At 64.7% G+C, this 19,391-nt stretch carries 22 protein-coding genes and 1 tRNA gene; 6 read left to right on the top strand and 17 right to left on the bottom strand.

Annotated features, from left to right (window positions below; translation table 11 throughout):
- Nucleotides 1-47 precede the first annotated feature (47 nt).
- The 9 genes from P3C39_RS11445 to P3C39_RS11405 form a co-directional block, all read right to left on the bottom strand.
- Nucleotides 48-132, bottom strand: a tRNA-Leu gene (locus P3C39_RS11445).
- 73 nt (nt 133-205) lie between these two features.
- Entirely contained in the window at nt 206-826 is a 621-nt protein-coding gene (locus tag P3C39_RS11440; protein ID WP_275953337.1) for a 2,3-bisphosphoglycerate-dependent phosphoglycerate mutase, read from the bottom strand.
- A 33-nt stretch (nt 827-859) separates the two neighbouring features.
- On the bottom strand, nt 860-1,702 hold the full coding sequence (gene dapB / locus P3C39_RS11435; protein WP_275953338.1) for a 4-hydroxy-tetrahydrodipicolinate reductase: 843 nt from the start codon (nt 1,700-1,702) through the stop codon (nt 860-862).
- The gene (locus P3C39_RS11430) at nt 1,699-3,570 is read right to left on the bottom strand and encodes an ABC transporter ATP-binding protein (protein WP_024502175.1); all 1,872 of its coding nucleotides are present in this window, start codon (nt 3,568-3,570) and stop codon (nt 1,699-1,701) included. Before P3C39_RS11430 ends, dapB begins: the two co-directional genes overlap by 4 nt.
- Before the next feature lie 78 nt (nt 3,571-3,648).
- Complete coding sequence (locus P3C39_RS11425; RefSeq protein ID WP_027161200.1) at nt 3,649-4,695, bottom strand: glucokinase; 1,047 nt, start codon at nt 4,693-4,695, stop codon at nt 3,649-3,651.
- A 174-nt stretch (nt 4,696-4,869) separates the two neighbouring features.
- The gene (mepA, locus tag P3C39_RS11420) at nt 4,870-5,958 is read right to left on the bottom strand and encodes a penicillin-insensitive murein endopeptidase (protein ID WP_064992720.1); all 1,089 of its coding nucleotides are present in this window, start codon (nt 5,956-5,958) and stop codon (nt 4,870-4,872) included.
- A 149-nt stretch (nt 5,959-6,107) separates the two neighbouring features.
- Nucleotides 6,108-7,007 carry an SDR family oxidoreductase gene (locus P3C39_RS11415; RefSeq protein ID WP_013528620.1) on the bottom strand — a complete coding sequence of 300 codons (900 nt, stop codon included), beginning with the start codon at nt 7,005-7,007 and terminating at the stop codon, nt 6,108-6,110.
- Nucleotides 7,004-8,158 carry a tRNA epoxyqueuosine(34) reductase QueG gene (gene queG, locus P3C39_RS11410; RefSeq protein ID WP_275953339.1) on the bottom strand — a complete coding sequence of 385 codons (1,155 nt, stop codon included), beginning with the start codon at nt 8,156-8,158 and terminating at the stop codon, nt 7,004-7,006. The genes P3C39_RS11415 and queG overlap by 4 nt, the downstream gene beginning before the upstream one ends.
- Nucleotides 8,139-8,831, bottom strand: coding sequence for a glutathione S-transferase family protein (locus P3C39_RS11405; protein ID WP_275953340.1), 693 nt, complete (start codon nt 8,829-8,831; stop codon nt 8,139-8,141). The genes queG and P3C39_RS11405 overlap by 20 nt, the downstream gene beginning before the upstream one ends.
- Before the next feature lie 160 nt (nt 8,832-8,991).
- Here P3C39_RS11405 and P3C39_RS11400 point away from each other — a divergent pair, with 160 nt between their 5' ends.
- Nucleotides 8,992-9,798, top strand: a complete 807-nt coding sequence (locus P3C39_RS11400) for an undecaprenyl-diphosphate phosphatase (protein WP_013528623.1) — start codon at nt 8,992-8,994, stop codon at nt 9,796-9,798.
- An 82-nt stretch (nt 9,799-9,880) separates the two neighbouring features.
- Here the strand turns inward: P3C39_RS11400 and P3C39_RS11395 are convergent, their stop codons facing one another.
- Together P3C39_RS11395 and rsmI are read right to left on the bottom strand one after the other, a co-directional pair.
- Nucleotides 9,881-10,258, bottom strand: a complete 378-nt coding sequence (locus P3C39_RS11395; protein ID WP_024502180.1) for a YraN family protein — start codon at nt 10,256-10,258, stop codon at nt 9,881-9,883.
- Nucleotides 10,251-11,165, bottom strand: coding sequence for a 16S rRNA (cytidine(1402)-2'-O)-methyltransferase (rsmI, locus tag P3C39_RS11390; RefSeq protein WP_275953341.1), 915 nt, complete (start codon nt 11,163-11,165; stop codon nt 10,251-10,253). Before rsmI ends, P3C39_RS11395 begins: the two co-directional genes overlap by 8 nt.
- A gap of 149 nt (nt 11,166-11,314) precedes the next feature.
- Here rsmI and P3C39_RS11385 point away from each other — a divergent pair, with 149 nt between their 5' ends.
- On the top strand, nt 11,315-11,503 hold the full coding sequence (locus P3C39_RS11385) for a hypothetical protein (protein WP_013528626.1): 189 nt from the start codon (nt 11,315-11,317) through the stop codon (nt 11,501-11,503).
- Nucleotides 11,504-11,576: 73 nt separating this feature from the next.
- Here P3C39_RS11385 and P3C39_RS11380 read toward each other — a convergent pair whose 3' ends face one another.
- The 6 genes from P3C39_RS11380 to rph all read right to left on the bottom strand — a co-directional run bounded on the left by P3C39_RS11380 (nt 11,577) and on the right by rph (nt 15,485).
- The gene (locus P3C39_RS11380; RefSeq protein ID WP_013528627.1) at nt 11,577-12,014 is read right to left on the bottom strand and encodes an EamA family transporter; all 438 of its coding nucleotides are present in this window, start codon (nt 12,012-12,014) and stop codon (nt 11,577-11,579) included.
- A 25-nt stretch (nt 12,015-12,039) separates the two neighbouring features.
- Nucleotides 12,040-12,363 (bottom strand): low molecular weight protein tyrosine phosphatase family protein, encoded by a 324-nt coding sequence (locus P3C39_RS11375; protein ID WP_275953342.1) that lies wholly within the window; start codon nt 12,361-12,363, stop codon nt 12,040-12,042.
- Between the two features lie 3 nt (nt 12,364-12,366).
- Nucleotides 12,367-13,530 (bottom strand): radical SAM family heme chaperone HemW, encoded by a 1,164-nt coding sequence (gene hemW, locus P3C39_RS11370; protein ID WP_275953343.1) that lies wholly within the window; start codon nt 13,528-13,530, stop codon nt 12,367-12,369.
- The gene (gene rdgB, locus P3C39_RS11365; RefSeq protein WP_275953344.1) at nt 13,527-14,174 is read right to left on the bottom strand and encodes an RdgB/HAM1 family non-canonical purine NTP pyrophosphatase; all 648 of its coding nucleotides are present in this window, start codon (nt 14,172-14,174) and stop codon (nt 13,527-13,529) included. Before rdgB ends, hemW begins: the two co-directional genes overlap by 4 nt.
- Entirely contained in the window at nt 14,174-14,584 is a 411-nt protein-coding gene (locus P3C39_RS11360) for a VOC family protein (RefSeq protein ID WP_027161210.1), read from the bottom strand. The genes rdgB and P3C39_RS11360 overlap by 1 nt, the downstream gene beginning before the upstream one ends.
- A gap of 184 nt (nt 14,585-14,768) precedes the next feature.
- Nucleotides 14,769-15,485 (bottom strand): ribonuclease PH, encoded by a 717-nt coding sequence (rph, locus tag P3C39_RS11355; RefSeq protein ID WP_013528632.1) that lies wholly within the window; start codon nt 15,483-15,485, stop codon nt 14,769-14,771.
- Nucleotides 15,486-15,643: 158 nt separating this feature from the next.
- On the opposite strand from rph, the gene hrcA reads away from it, so the two are divergent.
- The 4 genes from hrcA to P3C39_RS11335 all read left to right on the top strand — a co-directional run bounded on the left by hrcA (nt 15,644) and on the right by P3C39_RS11335 (nt 19,300).
- A complete protein-coding gene (gene hrcA, locus P3C39_RS11350; RefSeq protein WP_027161211.1) occupies nt 15,644-16,741 on the top strand; it encodes a heat-inducible transcriptional repressor HrcA in 1,098 nt (365 codons plus the stop codon).
- 24 nt (nt 16,742-16,765) lie between these two features.
- Nucleotides 16,766-16,963 (top strand): hypothetical protein, encoded by a 198-nt coding sequence (locus P3C39_RS11345; RefSeq protein WP_013528634.1) that lies wholly within the window; start codon nt 16,766-16,768, stop codon nt 16,961-16,963.
- A 98-nt stretch (nt 16,964-17,061) separates the two neighbouring features.
- Nucleotides 17,062-18,414 carry a sorbosone dehydrogenase family protein gene (locus tag P3C39_RS11340; protein WP_082827514.1) on the top strand — a complete coding sequence of 451 codons (1,353 nt, stop codon included), beginning with the start codon at nt 17,062-17,064 and terminating at the stop codon, nt 18,412-18,414.
- A 268-nt stretch (nt 18,415-18,682) separates the two neighbouring features.
- Complete coding sequence (locus P3C39_RS11335; RefSeq protein ID WP_013528636.1) at nt 18,683-19,300, top strand: LysE family translocator; 618 nt, start codon at nt 18,683-18,685, stop codon at nt 19,298-19,300.
- The last annotated feature ends 91 nt before the right edge of the window (nt 19,301-19,391 follow it).

The following is a 19,391-nucleotide window of genomic DNA, read 5'->3' as shown; positions in this document are numbered from 1 at the left end:
CTTTTTCTCTAAGTTTCTGAACCGTCGAGTGGCTCGAAACGGGAATTTGGTGCCCAGAAGAGGACTCGAACCTCCACTCCTTGCGGAACACGGACCTGAACCGTGCGCGTCTACCAATTCCGCCATCTGGGCTGGTGCGGGCTCATGTAAGCGGGCAAGCGATGTGTGTCAACGCGCTTTTTTCGCAGGTACTCCGTTCGCCGGTTCAGTCGTCCAGCACTTCCTTGGAAGCGACGGTGGAATCGGCGTTGAGCTGGTAGATGACCGGCACGCCGGTGCCGAGTTCCAGCTTGACGATCTCCTCACCCGACTTGCCGTCGAGCGCCATGATCAGCGCGCGCAGGGAGTTGCCATGCGCGGCGACCAGCACGGTGCCGCCGCGAAGCACGTGCGGCTGCAAATCGTGCAGGTAATAGGGCCAGACGCGGGCGCCGGTCTCCTTCAGGCTTTCGCCGGCAGGCGGCGGCACGTCGTAGGAGCGGCGCCAGACATGCACCTGCTCCTCGCCCCATTTCTTGCGGGCGTCGTCCTTGTTGAGGCCGGAGAGGTCGCCATAGTCGCGCTCATTGAGCGCCTGGTCGCGGATGGTCTTCAGGTCGCCCTGGCCAACCGCGTCGAGGATGTGCTGGCATGTCTTTTGCGCCCGGATCAGCGCCGAGGTGAAGGCGATGTCGAATTTCAGGCCGCGCGCCTTGAGCTTTTGCCCGGCGGCCTTGGCCTCGGCGTGGCCCTGTTCGGTCAGGTCGACGTCGCGCCAGCCGGTGAACAGGTTCTTCAAATTCCATTCGCTCTGGCCGTGGCGCACGAGCACGAGGGTTCGCGACATGTTTGCTCCTTCAGGTTTATGGATCAGGCCGGCTCAGCTGAGGCCGAGCACGTCCCGCATCGAATACAGTCCCGGCTTCTTGCCGCGCGCCCAAAGCGCCGCCTTGACGGCGCCCCGAGCGAAGATGGCGCGGTCCTCGGCGTGGTGCGACAGGGTGATGCGCTCGCCGGTGCCGGCCAGCATCACGCTGTGGTCGCCGACGACAGAGCCGCCGCGCAACGTGGCAAAGCCGATCGAGCCCGTCTTGCGCACCCCGGTGTGGCCGTCGCGGACGCGCACGTCGTTGCCTGAGAGCTCGATACCACGCCCGCCGGCGGCGGCTTCACCCAGCAGCAGCGCCGTGCCCGAAGGCGCGTCGACCTTGTGCTTGTGGTGCATTTCGAGGATCTCGATGTCGAAATCGTCGGCATCGAGCGCGCGCGCCGCCTGCTCGACCAGCACCGCCAGCAGATTGACGCCGAGGCTCATATTGCCCGACTTGACGATCGTCGCATGGCGCGCCGCCGCAGCGATCCTGGCATTGTCATCGGCCGAACAGCCGGTCGTGCCGATGACATGGACGATGCGCGCCTGCGCCGCGTAGCCGGCGAATTCGACCGTCGAAGCAGGCGTGGTGAAATCGAGCACACCGTCGGCCTTGGCGAACACCGGCAGCGGATCGTCGCTGATCGGCACGTTGATGATGCCGATGCCGGCCAGCTCGCCGGCATCCTTGCCCAGATGCGGCGAATCCGCCCGCTCGACCGCGCCGATGACCCGCGCGCCTGATATAGAGTGAATGGCGCGGATCAGCGTCTGGCCCATGCGGCCGGCGGCGCCCACCACCACCAGGCCCATATCATTTGCCGGTCCGTCGGTTGCGGGCGTGGCGCTCATGTCGTGCTCCCGGCGATGCTCTGCGTGTCGATGCCTTGTGACAGGCGTTGCGCCGAAGTCCGGATCGGCGCGCTGTCGTCGACAAGCCCCAGACCCTTGACGCCCTGGATGCGGTGGAAGCGGGCATAGACGCTGTGCGGATCGGCCATCAGCGAGGCGTGCGTGCCTTCCTCGACCAGCCGTCCCTGTTCCATGACGATGATGTGGTCGGCATTGACCACCGTCGACAGCCGGTGCGCGATGACGATGGTGGTGCGGCCTTCCATGACCTTTGTCAGCGCCTGCTGGACGCGAGCCTCGGCCTCGTTGTCGAGCGCCGATGTCGCTTCGTCGAGCAAAAGGATCGGTGCCTGCCGCACGATGGCCCGCGCGATCGAGACGCGCTGGCGCTGGCCGCCGGACAGCGTCACGCCGTTCTCGCCGACTGGCGTGTCGTAGCCCTGCGGCTGCTGGCGGATGAAGTCGTCGGCCGCGGCTTGGCCCGCGGCCTGTTCGATCTCGGCATCGGTGGCGCTCAGCCGGCCGTAGCGGATGTTGTCGCGGATGGTGCCTTCGAACAGATAGGGCTGCTGCGAGACATAGGCGATGGAACCGCGCAGCGACTGTTTGGTGACCTTCGAGATGTCCTGGCCGTCGATCTCGATCGACCCCGCCTCGACATCGTAGAAGCGCTGCAGCAGCGCCACCAATGTCGTCTTGCCGGCGCCCGAAGCGCCGACGATTGCCGTCACCTTGCCGGCCGCGGCGACGAAACTCAGATCCTGCAGCACCGGAGCCTCCTCGACATAGCGGAAGGAGACGTTGTTGAAACGCACTTCGCCGGAGGTGAATTTCGCCTCGGCGGCGCCTTGGGCGTCGCTCTGCTGCGGCTCGATGTCGAGAAGCTCGTAGATCATGCGCGCATTGACCAGCGCGCGTTCCATGCCGACCTGCATGCGCGCCAGACGGCGGGCCGGATCATAGGCGAGCGTCAGCGCGGTGATGAAGGAAAACACCGCGCCCGGCGGCTGGCCGAGAACGGTGGCCCGGTAGCCGGAATAGGCGATGACGCTGGCGAAGGCGATGCCGGCCAGCAGTTCGGAAACCGGCGTCAGCCGCTCGGAGACGCGAGCGATCTTGTTCGACCGCTGCTCGGCATCCTCGGCGAGCTGGCTGATCCGGCGCGACAGCTCGTCCTCCATGGTGAAGGCCTTGACGATGGCGATGCCTTGCGTGGCTTCCTGCATGGCGCCGATCAGCCGAGAGTTGATCTGCACCGATTCGCGCGTGATGCGGCGCACCCGGCGCATTAGATAGGTGACGGTCCAGATCAGCGGCGGCCCGATCAGCAGCGAACTCAAGGAGAGTATCGGATCCTGATAGATCATCACGCCGACCAGGCCGACCAGCGAGACGGCATCACGCGCGGTCGAGGTCACCGTCATCGACAACAGGTCGCGAATGCCGTTGACGTTCTCGTTGACCTGCGCGGCCAGCCGCCCGGACCTTGTGTCGTTGAAGAAGGAGACGCCAAGCTTCATCAGATGGTTGAAGATGCGCTGCTGATAGCGCGCCACCAGATTGTTGCCGATCCTGGCCATCGTCACCGCCTGGCCGTAGCCGGCAAGGCCGCGCAGGATGAAGGCACCGAGCAGTGCGGCGCAGATCCATGGGATCAGGTCGCCGCGTCGTTCGTAGAAGATCTGGTTGACGACCGGGCTCATGATCCAGGCGGCAAGCGCCGTCGTCGCCGACACGGTCAGCAGGCAGAGGATGGTGAAAACATACGCGCCCCGATAGTCGCGGCCATTTTCCTGGAGGATACGGCGGATGACCGCCACGATCTCTCCCGCACGGGGTTTCGACAAATTGGGGGGCTGAAATGTCAAATTGGAGCGCTTCGTAGATTTCCGCTTCCCGCGGCCGGGCAATTTGGCACCCCTCTTAACGCCAAGCAGCCAGCTTGCCTATGCCTCGGGGTGACTAACTTCGTCGCGCCAGCGCCGGCCCGAAGTCTGGACACCGAACAGCGAGGGGTTCCTGGCATAGGCGGCAAGGCCCAGAAGTGCGGCCAGCGGATGGGTAATGACATACACCGGCATGGTGCGCATCATCGCGCTGTGCGGCGCCTTGTCCTCGAAAGCGGCACGGAAATTGCCGGCTTTCAGCGCCGGCACGATCTTCTGCGCGATGCCACCGGTGAGAAACACGCCGCCGCGGCTCATGAACACCAGAGCAAGGTCGCCTGCCGTGCGCCCAAGGCAGGTGACGAAGGTCTCCAGCGCTTCCTCGGCAACCGGATCGGTTTTCGCAAGTGCCGCGGCAGTGATCTCGGCCGGCGTGGTGAAGGGCGACGGCTTGCCGTCCGCCTTGGCAACCGCCCGATAGACATTGACCAGACCGCGTCCGCACAGGATCTGCTCGCCCGAAATGCGGCCCTCCAGCTTCTCGATATGCGGAAAAACCTCGAAATCGCGGGCCGAGCGCGGACCGATGTCCATATGGCCGCCCTCGCCGGGCACCGGTATCCAGTGGTGCAGCGCATGGACCAGCCCGGCGACGCCGAGCCCGGTTCCGGGGCCGAGCACGACGCGGCCGGCATTGGGCTCCGGCGTGCCGCCGCCGATCTTTTCCATGTGCTCCTCGCCGAGCGCGACGACGGCCAGCGCCTGCGCCTCGAAATCGTTGAGCACGACGATGTCGCTCAGGCCGAGGCTGGCGAACATTTTTCTCGGCTTGACGATCCAGGGGCAGTTGGTCAGTTCGATCTCGTCGCCGTCGACCGGACCGGCCACCGCCAGCACCGCCGAATTGGGACGCACCGACGAGCGATCGAGCACGGCCGCCTGGATCGCCTCGTCGATGGTGTTGTAGTTCGCCGTCTGGACGATGGTCGGCTCGCCTGCCTCGGAATTGGCGTCGAGCACGATCGAAAAGCGCGCATTGGTGCCGCCGATGTCGCCGATAAGGATCGGAAACCGCAACAAAGTATCGTCGTCGCCTGTGCCTGGCATGCTCTCGTCCGTCTCCGGCGCCACCGACGGCATCTAGCCGTTCTTCCGTTGACTAGCGCATGGGTTTGAAAAGGGAAACGGTTTTCGACCCCGGCGGCGCGCTGAGGCCGGCTGTGCGGCCAAACCGACACGGTTTCGCAAAAATAAGGCCCCGAACCGATTGGGCCGTGACCGTCAGTTTCCTGGCGGCCGCGGTCGCGGCAGCGGCACGCCGGTCTCGGGGGTCGCCGTGAAGGCGTTCACCGTACTTGGCAAGCCGGCGGCGGCCGGCGTGGCGGACAATGACGGCGCTTCGGGTTCGGGTGCGGCAGCCGCGACCGGCACGCCGCCGCCATGATAGGTCGCCGCCTCGGCCGAGGCCGGCCCCGGCGCGTCGAGCACGGCGCGGCATTCGCTCGGCAGGTTCGCCATCGTCATCAGGTCGCGTGCCTTGGGGGCATCCGGGTTCTTGTTGGGCCGCCACGGCTCCTGCGTGAACCACCAGGCCAATGGCTTGCCGCAACCGTCATCGTCCGGCGTCGCTTCCTGCGCCTTGCAGCCGGGGGATCCCGGCTGACAGCCGATGCGCATGTGAAAATGATAGTCGTGGCCCCAAAACGGCCGGATCTTGCGCAGCCAGCCGCGGTCGCCCCTGACGGTGTCGCAGAGTTTCTTCTTGATGCCCGGATTGACCAGGATGCGCTCGACCTGGCTGTAGCTCGCCGCCCGCTTCAGAAGCCTTGTGTGCGCCGGCGTCCACAGCGCGTCCTTCACCAGATGGGTCTTCTCATCGACCATCAAGGTGGCGCTCATCGATTCGCGCTGCGCCATCGACAGCGGGCGGCTGGGCATCGGCGTCAGCCAGATGTCGGCGTCGAGCCCGATCTGGTGCGAGGCATGCCCGGTCAGCATCGGGCCGCCGCGCGGCTGCGAAATGTCGCCGATCAGCAGGCCCGGCCAACCGTCGGCTGCCGCATCGCGCGACAATTTCTCGATCACCGCGATCATAGCCGGATGGCCCCAGCGACGGTTGCGGGACGGCCGCATCACCTCCCAGGTCGGACCGTCCATGGGAATGGCGACGCCGCCGGCAAAACAGCCCTTGGAATAGAAGCCGATCGATTGCGCCGCGCTCGCGGCTGGCAGTTTCTTGGCGCCGAACAGGTCTTTTGCCCGTTCCTCGGCCGCGGCCGGCCGTACGGCTAGACCGGTAAGGACGAACAGGCCGAGAGCGGCCGCCAGCCTGAATTTTTTGCCGAGAGATGGCTGTATCGGTGTTTTCATGAAACCGGATCCCCACCAGGCCGAATCATAGCATGCAACGCGGAACGCTTCGATCGACAGAGCGGTTCACCGAAACGGTGAACCGCTCTATCTCTGTTTTGACGCAATCCCGGACGGAGAACCGTGTCACACTTTTCCTGGAATTGCTTTTAGCGCTTCATCGGGCTGCGCGCCTCGCCGTCGCGCCAGTCGTCGCTCGCCCACATATGGTCGAAGGCGGCGCGGTAGTCCGGAAAGCGCAGGGAATAGCCCGCCGCCTTGATCGCCGCGTTGCCGACGCGCTTGTTCTCGCCATAGAAGGACCGCGCCATGGGCGAAAGTTGGGCGGCGTCGAAAGGAATCTCGGGCGGCGGTTCGATGCCCATCAATGATGCGGCATAGGCGACGACGTCCTGCGGCGCCGCCGGCAGATCGTCGGTGACGTTGAAGATGCCGCCTTTATTGCCTTGGATGAGCTGCCACAGGGAGCCTGCAATGTCGTCGCAATGAATGCGGTTGAACACTTGGTCGGGCTTGACCAGCCGCCTTGCGCTGCCGTTTTCCAGATTGACCAGGGCATTGCGGCCCGGCCCGTAAATGCCGGAGAGTCGCAGGATCGCCACCGGCCGGCGAATCTCGCGGCCCAGCTCCAGCCAGTCCTGCTCTGCCGCCACCCGCATCATCGAACGCTTCGACACCGGCCGGCATTCAGCCGTTTCATCGACCCATGCGCCGTCATAATTGCCGTAAACCCCGACCGTAGAGAGATAGCCGATCCATTCCAGCAAAGGCATTTGAGCGATTGCCTCTCGGGCGGCACCCAGCACGGGATCGCCGGCCTCCTCCGGGGCGACCGAAATCAGCAGATGCGTTGTTTTCCGCAATGCATCGCCAATCTCATCCGTCAGCGCACCGTCGAACAACAGCGGGGCGATGCCGGCCTGCCGTAGCGTCTCGAATTTTTCCGGCGAGCGTGTCGTGCCGAAGATCGTCGCGGCGCCTTTGTTGGCCCGAGCAAAAGCCCTGCCCGAATAGCCGGCGCCGAAGATGAATATCTGCTTTTCGCTCATGCATTCGCCCTGGTTGGCCGCGCCAGACGCCATTCGTCGCGCACGGCTTCGTCGCTCTCGGTTTTCAGGCCGATGGCTGCCCTTTCTGAATATTCGGCGTTGGGCACCAGCCGCGCCAGCGCCCAAATTGCCGCGCCCCGCACCAGCGGGGACGGATCGCCGAGCAGCGCAAGCACCGCGCCGGACAGCGACGCTTCGCCGGAATTGCCGGCGGCGATCAGCACGTTGCGGATGAACCGATCGCGGCCGATGCGTTTTATCGGCGAACCGGAGAAGAGAGCGCGGAAGGCCGCGTCATCGAGACCCAAAAGGTCGGCGAGCGGTGGTTCGCGCAGATCATCGCGCGCGGCGAGTTTTGCTTCCGAAGCCGCCCGGGCGAATTTGTTCCACGGGCAGGCGGCTAAACAGTCATCGCAGCCATAGATGCGGTTGCCGATCTTTTCGCGGAATTCGTGCGGGATCGGCCCCTTGTTCTCGATGGTGAGATAGGAAATGCAGCGCCGCGCATCGAGCCGGTAGGGCGCCGGAAAAGCATCGGTCGGGCACGCGTCGAGGCAGGCGCGGCAGGAGCCGCAATGGTCGATTTCGGCGCGGTCGGGCACGAGTTCGGCGGTGGTGAAGATGGTGCCGAGGAACAGCCAGGAGCCGTGCTCGCGGCTGACCAGATTGGTGTGTTTGCCTTGCCAGCCAAGCCCGGCGGCTTCGGCCAGCGGCTTTTCCATGACAGGTGCGGTGTCGACGAACACCTTCACGTCACCGCCGGCGCGGGCAACGAGCTTGCCGGCGATCTCCTTCAGCCGGCCTTTCATCACATCGTGATAGTCGCGGTTTTGCGCATAGACCGAGATCGCGCCGCGGTCGCGCTTGGCCAGCACTTCGCGAAGATCATGGTCGGGGCCGTAGTTCATCGCCAGCACGACGATCGAGCGTACCTGCGGCCAGAGGGCCGTTGGTTCACTGCGGCGTTGCAGCGTCTCGGCGATCCAGTCCATCGAGCCGTGAAAGCCGTCGGCGACGAATTCGGCCAGGCGCGCCGGCGCCAGCGGGATCGCATCGGGGGAGGTGACGGCGACGGCATCGAAGCCGGCGCGCTGCGCCTCCGCGTCGATCAGCGCGCGCAGTTTTGCGGCGTCAGAAGTCGAGGTCCGCATAATGCGACACCGGTGACAGGCCGCGCACCCGGTCGGTCAAAAGCGGCCGGAAGGAAGGCCGCGACTTGACCCGCGTGTACCATTCGCGTGCAGCGCTGTGCTCGCGCCAGTCGATCTCGCCGAGATAATCGAGCACCGACAGCGTCGCCGCGGCCGCGAGATCGGCATAGGTGACCCTCGAGCCGGCCAGCCAATGGCGGGTGCCGGCCAGCCAGTTGGTGTATTTCATGTGCTGGCGGATGTTGGCGCGCGCCGCACGGATCGCGCCCGAGTCGGGCGAGCCGCCGCCCGCCATTTCCGGCATGACCGGCTTCAGCACGCGCTCACGCACCAGATGGCGGGTGACTTCGCTTTCAGCCTTGTTGAGATACCAGTCGATGAGCCGGCGGATTTCGGCGCGCTGCATCGGGTCCTCGGCGAACAGCCGCTTGTCGCGCTTCAGCACGCCGCGCGTTTCATCGAGATATTCCGATATGACCGTCGCGCCGACGATCGGCACGTCGCCTTCGGCCAGCAGGATCGGCAGCGTGCCGGCCGGGTTCAGCGCCAGGAACTCCTTGCGCCGGGTCCACGGCTTTTCCTCGATCAGGGCCAGCTCCTCGCCATACTCGCCGAAAGCGAGGCGGACGAAGCGACAGGTGGCGAACATGGGATGGTGGAAAAGCGTCAGCATGGTTCCGCGATGATAAAGCGCACTGGCGAATCGCAGGGCGCACCGGTAAGTCTTGGCCGCCCGGTTAGCGGGCCGTCAGGGTGTTGCGACCTATAGGGGGACTTCAACGCCATGACAAGCAAGCCCTTCTGTCAGCCGTCACGCCAATGCCGAGGTAGCCATGGAAAGCCAGACCATCGTCGAAGCCCTGCTGCTCGGCCTGCTGGAGGGGCTGACCGAGTTCATACCGGTGTCCTCGACCGGCCATATCCTGCTCGCTGGCCATTTCCTCGGCTTCCACTCGACCGGCAAGGCCTTCGAGATCCTGATCCAGCTCGGCGCCATCCTGGCGATCCTCAGCGTTTATTTCCGCCGCCTCTGGAAAATGCTGCTCGAACTGCCGCACGACCGACTGACCAGGCATTTCGTCATCGGCATCCTCATCGCCTTCCTGCCGGCGGCATTCATCGGCGCGCTGGCGCATGATTTCATCAAGACGGTGCTGTTCGAATCGCCAAGGCTGATCTGCATCATGCTGATCATCGGCGGCGTCGTGCTGCTGGTGGTCGACCGCATGAACCTCAAGCCGGTTTATCGCGACGTCGAGCGCTTCCCGACCCGGCTTTACCTGCAGATCGGGCTTTTCCAGTGCCTGTCGCTCATTCCCGGCACATCGCGTTCGGGCTCGACCATCGTCGGCGCCCTGCTTTTGGGCGTCGATAAGCGCGCGGCCGCTGAATTTTCCTTCTTCCTTGCAATCCCGACCATGGTCGGCGCCTTCGCCTTCGACCTGTTCAAGAACCGCAACGTGCTGAGCAGCGCCGACCTGCCGATCATCGCCGTCGGCTTCGTCGCCGCCTTCGTCACGGCGCTCATCGTCGTGCGCTTCCTGCTCGATTACGTCTCGCGCAAAGGTTACTCGCTGTTCGGCTGGTGGCGGCTGGTGGTGGGCGGTGTCGGGTTGGTGGCGTTGATGATCTGGGGGTGAGGAGTGTTCCGCGTAGCGGCCCTCACGCTTCGTCATCCACGGGCTCCGCCCGTGGATGACGAATGAAGGAGGGCTGCCCCCTCTAACTCTTCCCATAAAACGCGTTCTCGACATGCACCGGCCAGCGCCAGGGCAGCACGGCGACCATGTCGAAGCGCATCGACAGCCTGCCGTAGTCCGCTTGGCGCGAGAGCCAGATGTCGGCCGCGCCTTCTATGCGACGCTCCGATTCGTGACCGATCGCCTCCATGGCTTCCATCAGCGACCGGCGCGCCTTGACCTCGACGAACAGCACCAGGTCGCCGCGCCGCGCGATCAGGTCGATCTCGCCGAAGCGCGTGCGGTGGCGGCGGGCGAGAATGCGATAGCCTTTCAGCATCAGCGCTACCGACGCCAGCCATTCGCCGCGATGGCCGCGCCGATAGGCTTTCTGGCGGCTGGCGCTCGGGCGTTCAGCCACCGCCGCTTTCTCCCGAAGCTTCCTTAAGCTCCAGCAATCGCCGGTACAGCGCCTGTTTCTGGCCGCCGGTCATCTTCGCGGCTTCCGCCGCCGCCTTGGAGGCCGGCATTTCGGCGGCAAGCGACAGAAGCAGACGGTCGATGTCGGCGGGTTCGTCGACCCTGGCCTCGGCCGGAGCGACGCAGACGACGATCTCGCCCTTCGGCGTATCGGCCGCGGCATAGTGGTCGGCCAGCGCCTGCAGCGTGCCGGTTCGCATCTCCTCGAAGGTCTTGGTCAATTCCCTGCCGATCGCGGCCTTGCGCTCGCCGCCCAGCGCTTCGACCATGGCACCGAGGGATTCGGCCAGCCGGCGCGGCGATTCGAAGAAAATCAATGTCGCCGGCACGGCTTTCAGTGCCTCCAGCCGCGTCAGCCGCTGCCCGGTCTTCACCGGTAAAAATCCGGCGAACATGAAGGCATCGGAGGGCAGGCCGGATGCGGTCAACGCCGCGAGCGGCGCCGATGGGCCGGGGATAGGCACGACGCGAATGCCGTGGTCGAGCGCCTCGCCGACCAGCCGGTAGCCGGGATCGGACACCAGCGGCGTGCCGGCATCGGAGATCAGCGCCACGCTCTGTCCAGCCTGCAGCGCCGCGATCAGCTTCGGCCCGGCCTCGCCTGCATTATGCTCATGATAGGCTGTGGTGCGGCGGCGGATGCCATAACGGTCGAGCAGCACGCGCGACACCCGTGTGTCTTCGCAAGCGACGATGTCGGCGGCGGCCAGCGTCTCCAGCGCGCGCAGCGTGATGTCGGCGAGATTGCCGATCGGCGTCGCCACCAGATAGAGCGCCGGTTCCAGCGGCCGGGCCGCGATCTCGGTCTGCCCGACCACATAGCTGCGCTTACCCGTCTCTGCGGTCACTGATCAAGTCTCCGTTCGACCCTGTTTGGCACGGCTGACGCGGGCTTGCAAAAGCCGACGCCGATGTAAGGAATTCGCCTTTCCTTTGCCACAGTGGGGAACCAAACCGGCGTTGGCAGATTAGCCCCCTGATTCCGGAGGAGGACAGGATGGACAGCCTCAAGATACAAGACGCTTTCGAACCCTACTATGCCGGCCGCAACCGCGTTGCCACCCCCAGGGACAAGCGCCCGTCTGCCAAGACCGAGCACAGCCTGACCGAAGAGCGCGTCGCCAGCACCTTGCCGACGAACGTCAGCCTTTCCGACAACAAACCCGACAGCACGACGGAGCACTGACCGGACGATGCCCAATCGCTTCGATATCTTCATCACCCGTCTTGAAACGAAGAACGCACGCCATGGCGCGCAACTACCCTCGATAGGCGACCAGCACAGCACCCGCCGCGATAAGGGCGACGCCAAGCCAGTTCGCTCCGGACAACCGCTCGCCGAGAAAGGCCGCGCCAAACACCGCCACAAGCACGACGCTTAGCTTGTCGATCGGCGCCACCTGCGCCGCATTGCCGATCTTCAGGGCGCGAAAATAGCAGAGCCATGAAGCGCCGGTCGCCAGACCGGACAGGGCGAGGAAAGCCCAGGTCTTTCCCGAGATCGTAGCCGGCGACTGGAACTGGCCGCTGGCGAGCAGGATGGCACCGAGCACGATCAGGATGATGATCGTGCGGATGAAGGTGGCGAAATCGGAATTGATGTTCTCGATGCCGACCTTGGCGAAGATCGCCGTCAGGGCAGCGAATGCAGCCGAGAGCAATGCCCAGAATTGCCAGGAGGATACGGTCAGGTTCATCAAGGTGGCCTTCGCGGATGACGTCTCAACCGAGATACCGCGAAACGCGCGCCTTCAGAAGGCCAATCAACTCCAGATCCATGAATTCATAATTGTCAGGTATGTCGAGGCAGATCACACGCACCTTCTTCAGGCTGGCCTTGAATTTCTTCTGCAGCTTGGTGCGGTGCGCCTTTTCCATGACGAAGATGATGTCGGCCCAAGCGACCAGCTCATGCGTCAGCGGCGTGTCGGCATCGTGGTTGGTTCCGGCCGAGGCCACCTCGATATCGCGGCGCGTTGAAAACACCTGTTCGGCGGTCGGGCTGCGCAAGCGGTTCTGGCTGCAGACGAAAAGGACGTTCTTCAAGGGTTAGCGCGCCAGATCGGCGACCACCGCGTCGAGCACGATCATGCCGGCGGCCGTGGCACGCAGGCGCGCATTGCCGATCGGCGCCACCAGCCCTTCGCCCTGCAGCATCGACAACCGCTCGCTCGACAGGCCGCGCCCGGAGAACGCCTCGTAGCGGGCGAGGTCGATGCCTTCGGCCAGCCGCAGGCCCATCAGCAGGAATTCGTCGGCCTCTTCCGAACGCGTCAGGATCTCGCCGCCGGTGACGCCATGGCCCTTGGCCTCGACCAGATTGGCCCAGGTTTCCGGCATCCGCTCGGCGATTGTCACCGTGCGGCGGCCGTTCTCGACGAAGCGGCCATGCGCGCCCGGCCCGACGCCGACATATTCGCCATAGCGCCAGTAGGTCAGGTTGTGCCGGCTCTCGGCGCCCGGCCTGGCGTGGTTGGAAATCTCGTAGGCCGGCAGGCCGTGCGCCGTGGTGATCTCCTGCGTCAGCGCATAGAGGTCGGCGGCATGGTCGTTGTCGGGGATGACGAATTTCTTTGCCGCATGCAGCGCGTGGAAGGGCGTGCCTTCCTCGATGGTCAACTGGTAGAGCGACAGATGGTCGGCGGCATGGCCGATCGCCTGTTCCAGCTCCGATGCCCAAGCCTCCGGCGTCTGGCCGGGGCGGGCGTAGATCAGGTCGAAGGACAGCCTTGGGAATATTTCTCGCGCGAAGCCGATGGCGTGCAGGGCCTGTTCGACATTGTGCAAACGGCCGAGGAAGCGCAAATCCTTGTCGTTCAGCGCCTGCACGCCGAGCGACACGCGATTGACCCCGGCTGCCCGATAGCCGCGAAAGCGCTCGGCCTCGACCGAGGACGGATTGGCCTCCAGCGTCACCTCGATGCCGGCAGGCACAGTCCAGTTCTTCGCCACGGCGTCCAGAACCCTGGCCACGGTTTCCGGCTCCATCAGCGAGGGCGTGCCGCCGCCTAGAAAAACGCTGGTCACCTCGCGCGGCCCGGTGCGCTCGCGCATCGTCGCCAGTTCGGCCTCGAAGGCGGCGGCAAAGCGCTCCTGGTCGACCGGCTGGTGGCGGACATGGCTGTTGAAGTCGCAATAGGGGCATTTGGCCGCGCAGAACGGCCAGTGGACATAGACGCCGAAGCCGGGCGTCCGGTCGAGCAGCATGCTCATGCCGAGCCCAATCTCGCCTTGGCGAATTTCTGGAAGGCGCGGGCGCGGTGCGACAGCGCCGTCGGCTGGCCGGGCTTCCAGCCATGCTTTTCCTCGGCGCTCATTTCGCCGAAGGTTTTTTCGAAGCCATCGGGCAGGAACACAGGATCATAGCCGAAGCCGAGCTCGCCGCGCGGTGGCCAGACCAGCGTGCCTTCGGCCTCGCCGCGATAATATTCCGCCTCGCCGTCGGGAAACGCCAGGCAGATGACGGCGACAAAGCGTCCCTTGCGCTGTTGCGGCAAGGCCGCTCCGACTTCCTGCAGCGCCACTTCGGTGCGTTGCATGGCCATGCCGAAGTCACGCGAACCGTCCGGGGTTTCGGCCCAGTTGGCGGTGTAGACGCCGGGCGCGCCGTCAAGCGCGTCGACGCACAGGCCGGAATCGTCCGACAGCGCCGGCAGGCCGGTCGCCTTGGCGGCGGCGAGCGCCTTGATGTAGGCGTTCTCCTCGAAGGTGGTGCCGGTCTCGTCCGGCTCCGGCAGGCCATACTCCCTGGCCGACTTCGCTTCGAAGCCGAACGGTCCCATCAGGTCGGCGAATTCGCGCAGCTTGCCCTCATTATGGCTGGCGACGACGATCTTCTTGCCATCGAGAGAATGCATCAAAGGCCCCAGATTCTTGGCTCGGCAAATTCGATCGAATTGCCCGAGGGGTCGCGTATATAGATCGAACGGCCGCCCTGCGGCCACTCGAATTCGCTCTCGATGGCGATCTTCTTTGCCTCCAGATGGGCTTTCCAGCCGGCGATTTCATCGGCGGTCGCCGTAAAGCAGAGATGACCTTGGCCGACCGCGCCGTGCGGTGGCACCGGCAGCCTCGCGCCGGGCGCCGGCGGGATTTTGGTTGCCTCGGCGTTGAAGACGAGCAGCACGCCGGGGCCGCAGCGGAAGAACAGGTGCCTGCCGTCGACCTTGCCGAGGAGATTGAGGCCGAGGATGTCGGTGTAGAAGGTTTCGGCGGCGGGCAGGTCTGTGACGTAGAGGGCCGATTCCAGGATGGCGGAGGGTGTCACGAGGCGCCCCCCTCTGGCCTGCCGGCCATCTCCCCCTCAGGTGGGGAGATTGGCAGCTTCTGCATTGTCGCGCACCCTACAACGCCGGAGATTGGCGAAGCCCTAGACGACATCCGATCTCCCCACTTGTGGGGGAGATGGCCGGCAGGCCAGAGGGGGGCGCTCAGGCTCGACATCTAAAAAACTAAGCCACTGCCATCTGCTGCAAACTCACCAGGCGCTGGATGCCTTTCTTGGCCAGGCCCATCAGGTCCGCGAACTGCTCCTCGGAGAAAGGCTCGCCCTCGGCGGTGCCCTGGATCTCGACGATGCCACCCTTGCCTGTCATGACGAAATTGGCGTCGGTGCCGGCCGCGGAATCCTCGATATAGTCGAGGTCGATGACCGGCTGGCCGTCATGGATGCCGCAGGAGATCGCAGCGACATGATCCTTCAGCACCTTGGCGACGCTGGCCATCTGGCGCGCTTCCATCCAGCGCAGGCAGTCATACAGCGCCACCCAGCCGCCGGTGATCGAGGCGGTGCGGGTGCCGCCATCGGCCTGGATGACGTCGCAGTCGACGGTGATCTGCTGTTCGCCCAGCGCCTGCAAATCGACCACGGCGCGCAAGGAGCGGCCGATCAGCCGCTGGATTTCCAGCGTGCGGCCGCCCTGCTTGCCGGCCGAAGCCTCACGGCGCATGCGCTCGCCGGTCGAGCGCGGCAGCATGCCGTATTCCGCCGTCACCCAGCCCTTGCCGGAGTTGCGCATCCAACCCGGCACTTTTTCCTCGAGGCTGGCCGTGCACAGGACATGCGTGTCGCCGAACTTCACCAGGCATGAGCCTTCGGCATGCTTGGAGACGCCACGCTCGAAGGAGATGGCACGCATTTCGTCGAATTGGCGTTTGGAAGGGCGCATTCAGGGCTGCTTTCTTGTCATTTTTTCGGAATCTTGGCCGGCTTGTAACCGCATGGGACGCGTGGCGCAAAGGAAAATGGCCTGACGATCGGACACAGACACCGGGTTGCGCGGGTGCGGTGTAAGTCTGTATCCTTGGGCCGGAGGTTTTTGGCCGTATGACCAAGGCAGTCGATCCGAGTTCGCAGTCGCCCGCGCTTCAGTCGCCAGTATTCCAGGCGCTCGACATGCGTTCCCGCGACATCTTCCGGCGCATCGTCGATTCCTATCTCAGGGACGGTGAACCGGTGGGATCGCGCAGCCTGTCGCGTATCCTGCCGTCTTCACTGTCGCCGGCGACCATCCGCAACGTGATGAGCGACCTCGAGCATCTCGGCCTGATCTACGCGCCGCACATTTCGGCCGGCCGGCTGCCGACGCAGGCCGGCCTGCGTTTCTTCGTCGATGCCTTCATGGAGCTTGGCGACCTTTCCGACGAGGAGCGCCGCGCCATCGAGGCACAGGTGCGGGCGTCCGGTTCCGGTGCGACGCTGGAGCACATGCTGACCGAGGCCAGCCAGATGCTGTCGGGCATGTCGCGCGGCGCCGGCCTGGTGCTGGCCGCCAAGAACGAGGTGGCGCTGAAGCACATCGAATTCATCCAGCTCGAACCGACCAAGGCGCTGGCGGTGCTGGTGTCGCAGAATGGCGACGTCGAGAACCGCGTCGTCGACCTGCCCGCCGGCATCACCGTCTCGCAACTGCACGAGGCCTCGAATTTCCTCAACGCCCATATACGCGGCCGCACGCTTGCCGAGGCGCGGATCGAGATCGCTCGCATCAAGGAAGAAACCAGGGCCGCGCTCGACACGCTGTCGCAGGACCTGGTGGAGAAGGGGCTGGCGGTGTGGGCCGGTGCCGACAGCGGCCTGCCGGCACGGCTCATCGTGCGCGGGCGTGCCAATCTGCTTGAAAACGTCACCGCCCAGGCCGACATCGAGCTGCTGCGCCATCTGTTCGAGGACATGGAGACGCAGGACGGGCTTATCCAGCTGCTTGACCTCGCCGAGCAGGGCTCGGGTGTGCGCATCTTCATCGGCTCGGAAAACAAGCTGTTTTCGCTGTCGGGCTCGTCGCTGGTCGTCGCCCCCTATCGCGACAAGGATGCCCGCGTCGTCGGCGCGCTCGGCGTCATCGGCCCGACCCGGCTGAATTACGCGCGCATCGTCCCAATGGTCGACTATACGGCGCAGCTGATTTCACGCATGCTGCGCTGAGCTGATCCAACCGAGGAGACGACGATGGCGCTCGAAGAATTCAAGGCCCGGATCAGCCTGCTGCTGGAGGAGATGGTCAACCAGCCGGAAGACCAGCACGAGATCCAGGAGCAGCTGCGCGAAAAGCTACGGGAAATGCGCGCCATGGGCCTGCCGCTGCCGGCTGACCTCGTCGAGTTGGAAAAACGCCTCGACGACGATTTCTACGCCGCCGGGACCTGAACCGGAAAACCGCAAGCTTCCTTCACCTCATCGTGTGCCGTGGAACGATCGACGAAACCGGTCGTTCCTGTTTTCACGCCCGAACATTGGAGGACCGAATGATGCGTTTTGCCGGCCCCGCACTTTCCGCCGCACTGTTTGTCTCGACCGCTTCATTCGCCCAGCAGGCGGACGAGCCGGTGCTGAAAGGCGCGGCCGCCTTCGGCGACTGGCGAGCGGACAAGCCGGGCACACGCCGCCTGATCAGACCGGATGATCTGCCCAAGCCCAATGCCACCCGGTCGACCTCGAACAGCGCCGGCATCGCGGACATGCCGGCAGACGCGAAGCTGCAACTGCCGCCGGGTTTCTCGGCCGAGCTGGTTGCATCGGGCATCGACAATCCACGCGTCGTGCGCGTCGCACCGAATGGCGACCTGTTCGTCGCCGACAGCAAAGCCAACCAGGTCCGCATCTATCGCCTCGCCGAAGGCAGTGCGAAGCCGGCGCAGGACGGCATCTTTGCCGGCAATCTCAACCGGCCCTATGGCATTGCCTTCTATCCGCCGGGCGCTGACCCGCAATGGGTCTATGTCGCCAACAGCGACAGCATCGTGCGCTTTGCCTACCGCAATGGCGACCTGAAGGCCTCCGGCGACCCGGAAACCATCGTCGGCAACATCCCCGCCAGTCATCACTGGACCCGCGATATCGCCTTCTCGCCGGACGGCAAGACGCTTTACCTTTCGGTCGGCTCGGGATCGAATGTCGCCGAGGACATGGGCCGGGAGCCGAAAGGCGGACTCGATGCCTGGGCGAAATCGCAGCCGCTGGGTGCAGCCTGGGGTTCTGAAGACGGCCGCGCCGACGTGCTGGCCTTCGATCCCGATGGCAAGAACGGCCGCATCTTTGCCGCCGGCTTGCGCAACTGCTCGGGTATGACTGTGCAGCCGGCGACCGGCGCGCTGTGGTGCGTCGTCAACGAACGCGATGCGCTTGGCGACAATGTGCCGCCCGAATACGCGACCGTGGTCAAGGAGGGTGCTTTCTATGGCTGGCCCTGGTACTATATCGGCAACAATGAGGATCCGCGCCACAAGGGTGAGCGCCCCGATCTTGCCGGCAAAACGACCGTTCCCGATGTGCTGATGCAGGCGCATTCGGCGCCGCTCACCATCGCCTTCTACGAGGGGAAGAGCTTTCCAGCTGAATACAAGGGCGATGCTTTCGTCGCTCTGCACGGGTCATGGAACCGCGGCAACCGGACCGGCTACAAGGTGGTGCGGTTGCTGTTCAAGGACGGCAAGCCGACCGGCGCGTATGAGGATTTCATCACCGGCTTCGTCGTTTCCAACGGTGAGGTCTGGGGCCGGCCGGTCGGCGTGGCGATTGCGAGCGACGGTGCGCTGATCGTCAGCGAGGACGGCAACGGCACGATCTGGCGTGTCACCCATGGCGACGGTCCGTCCTGATCTGCTCAGGTAACGCAGGCCCCCTCACCCGGATTGCCAACCGAATTGCGAAGAGCAATTCGGGACAATCCGACCTCTCCCCGAGGAGGAGTCGGCAGACGCTGGCGCCCGTCTCTTCTCCCCTCGGGGAGAAGGTGGCCGCGAAGCGGCCGGATGAGGGGGCTTCGTAAGGCGAGCCCTCGATATCTGGTGCAATAGAATCCGGCCCCAGGGAATTCAATCTTGGCCTGTCCCATGCAATAAAACGCTCTGATCCGAGACCAGTGCCATGACCCTTACCGGATTCCTCGCCTATAGTGCGGCCCTCGGCATCGCCGCCGCGATTCCTGGTCCCGGCATCACCGCGCTGGTCGCCCGTGCGCTCGGCTCAGGCTTCCGATCGTCGCTGGCGATGTCGTTTGGCCTGATGGTTGGCGACATCACCTATCTGACCGCCGTGGTGCTTGGCCTCGCCTTCGTCGCACAATCCTTCGGCATGGTTTTCCTGGCCATCAAATGGCTCGGCGTCGCCTATCTCGCCTTTCTCGGCTGGCGCTTCTGGAACAGCGGCATCACGCCCGAGACCGTCGAGGCCGGAAAAGGCAAGGGCGGCTTGCTGTCGAGCTTTGCCGCCGGCCTGACCGTTACCCTCGGCAATCCGAAGACGATGATCTTCTATCTCGCGATCACGCCGACCATCGTCGACCTGAAAACCATCACGCTGGCGGATTACGGCATCCTCGTCGCGCTGACCGTTGTCGTGCTGTTGGTGGTGCTGGTGCCGTATCTGGCGCTGGCGGCCAAGGCGCGCTGGTTTCTGAAATCGCCCCGCGCGCTCAAGGCGCTGAACCGCACGGCGGCCGGCTTCATGGTCGGTGCTGCTGCAGCGATTGCCGCTCGGCAATAGAGAGCTTTCGGCCAAAGCATTTCGCAAACAGGCCTTTGCGAGAAATGCTTTTCCGGGACGGCACGGTTTTAGACACAGGTCCCACTCGGAT

The sequence above is a fragment of the Mesorhizobium sp. XAP4 genome (genome assembly GCF_029269325.1).
Taxonomy (GTDB): Bacteria; Pseudomonadota; Alphaproteobacteria; order Rhizobiales; family Rhizobiaceae; genus Mesorhizobium; species Mesorhizobium ciceri.
The sequence above is the reverse complement of the archived record's forward strand: the minus strand, read 5'-3'. Positions and strand labels throughout refer to the sequence as shown.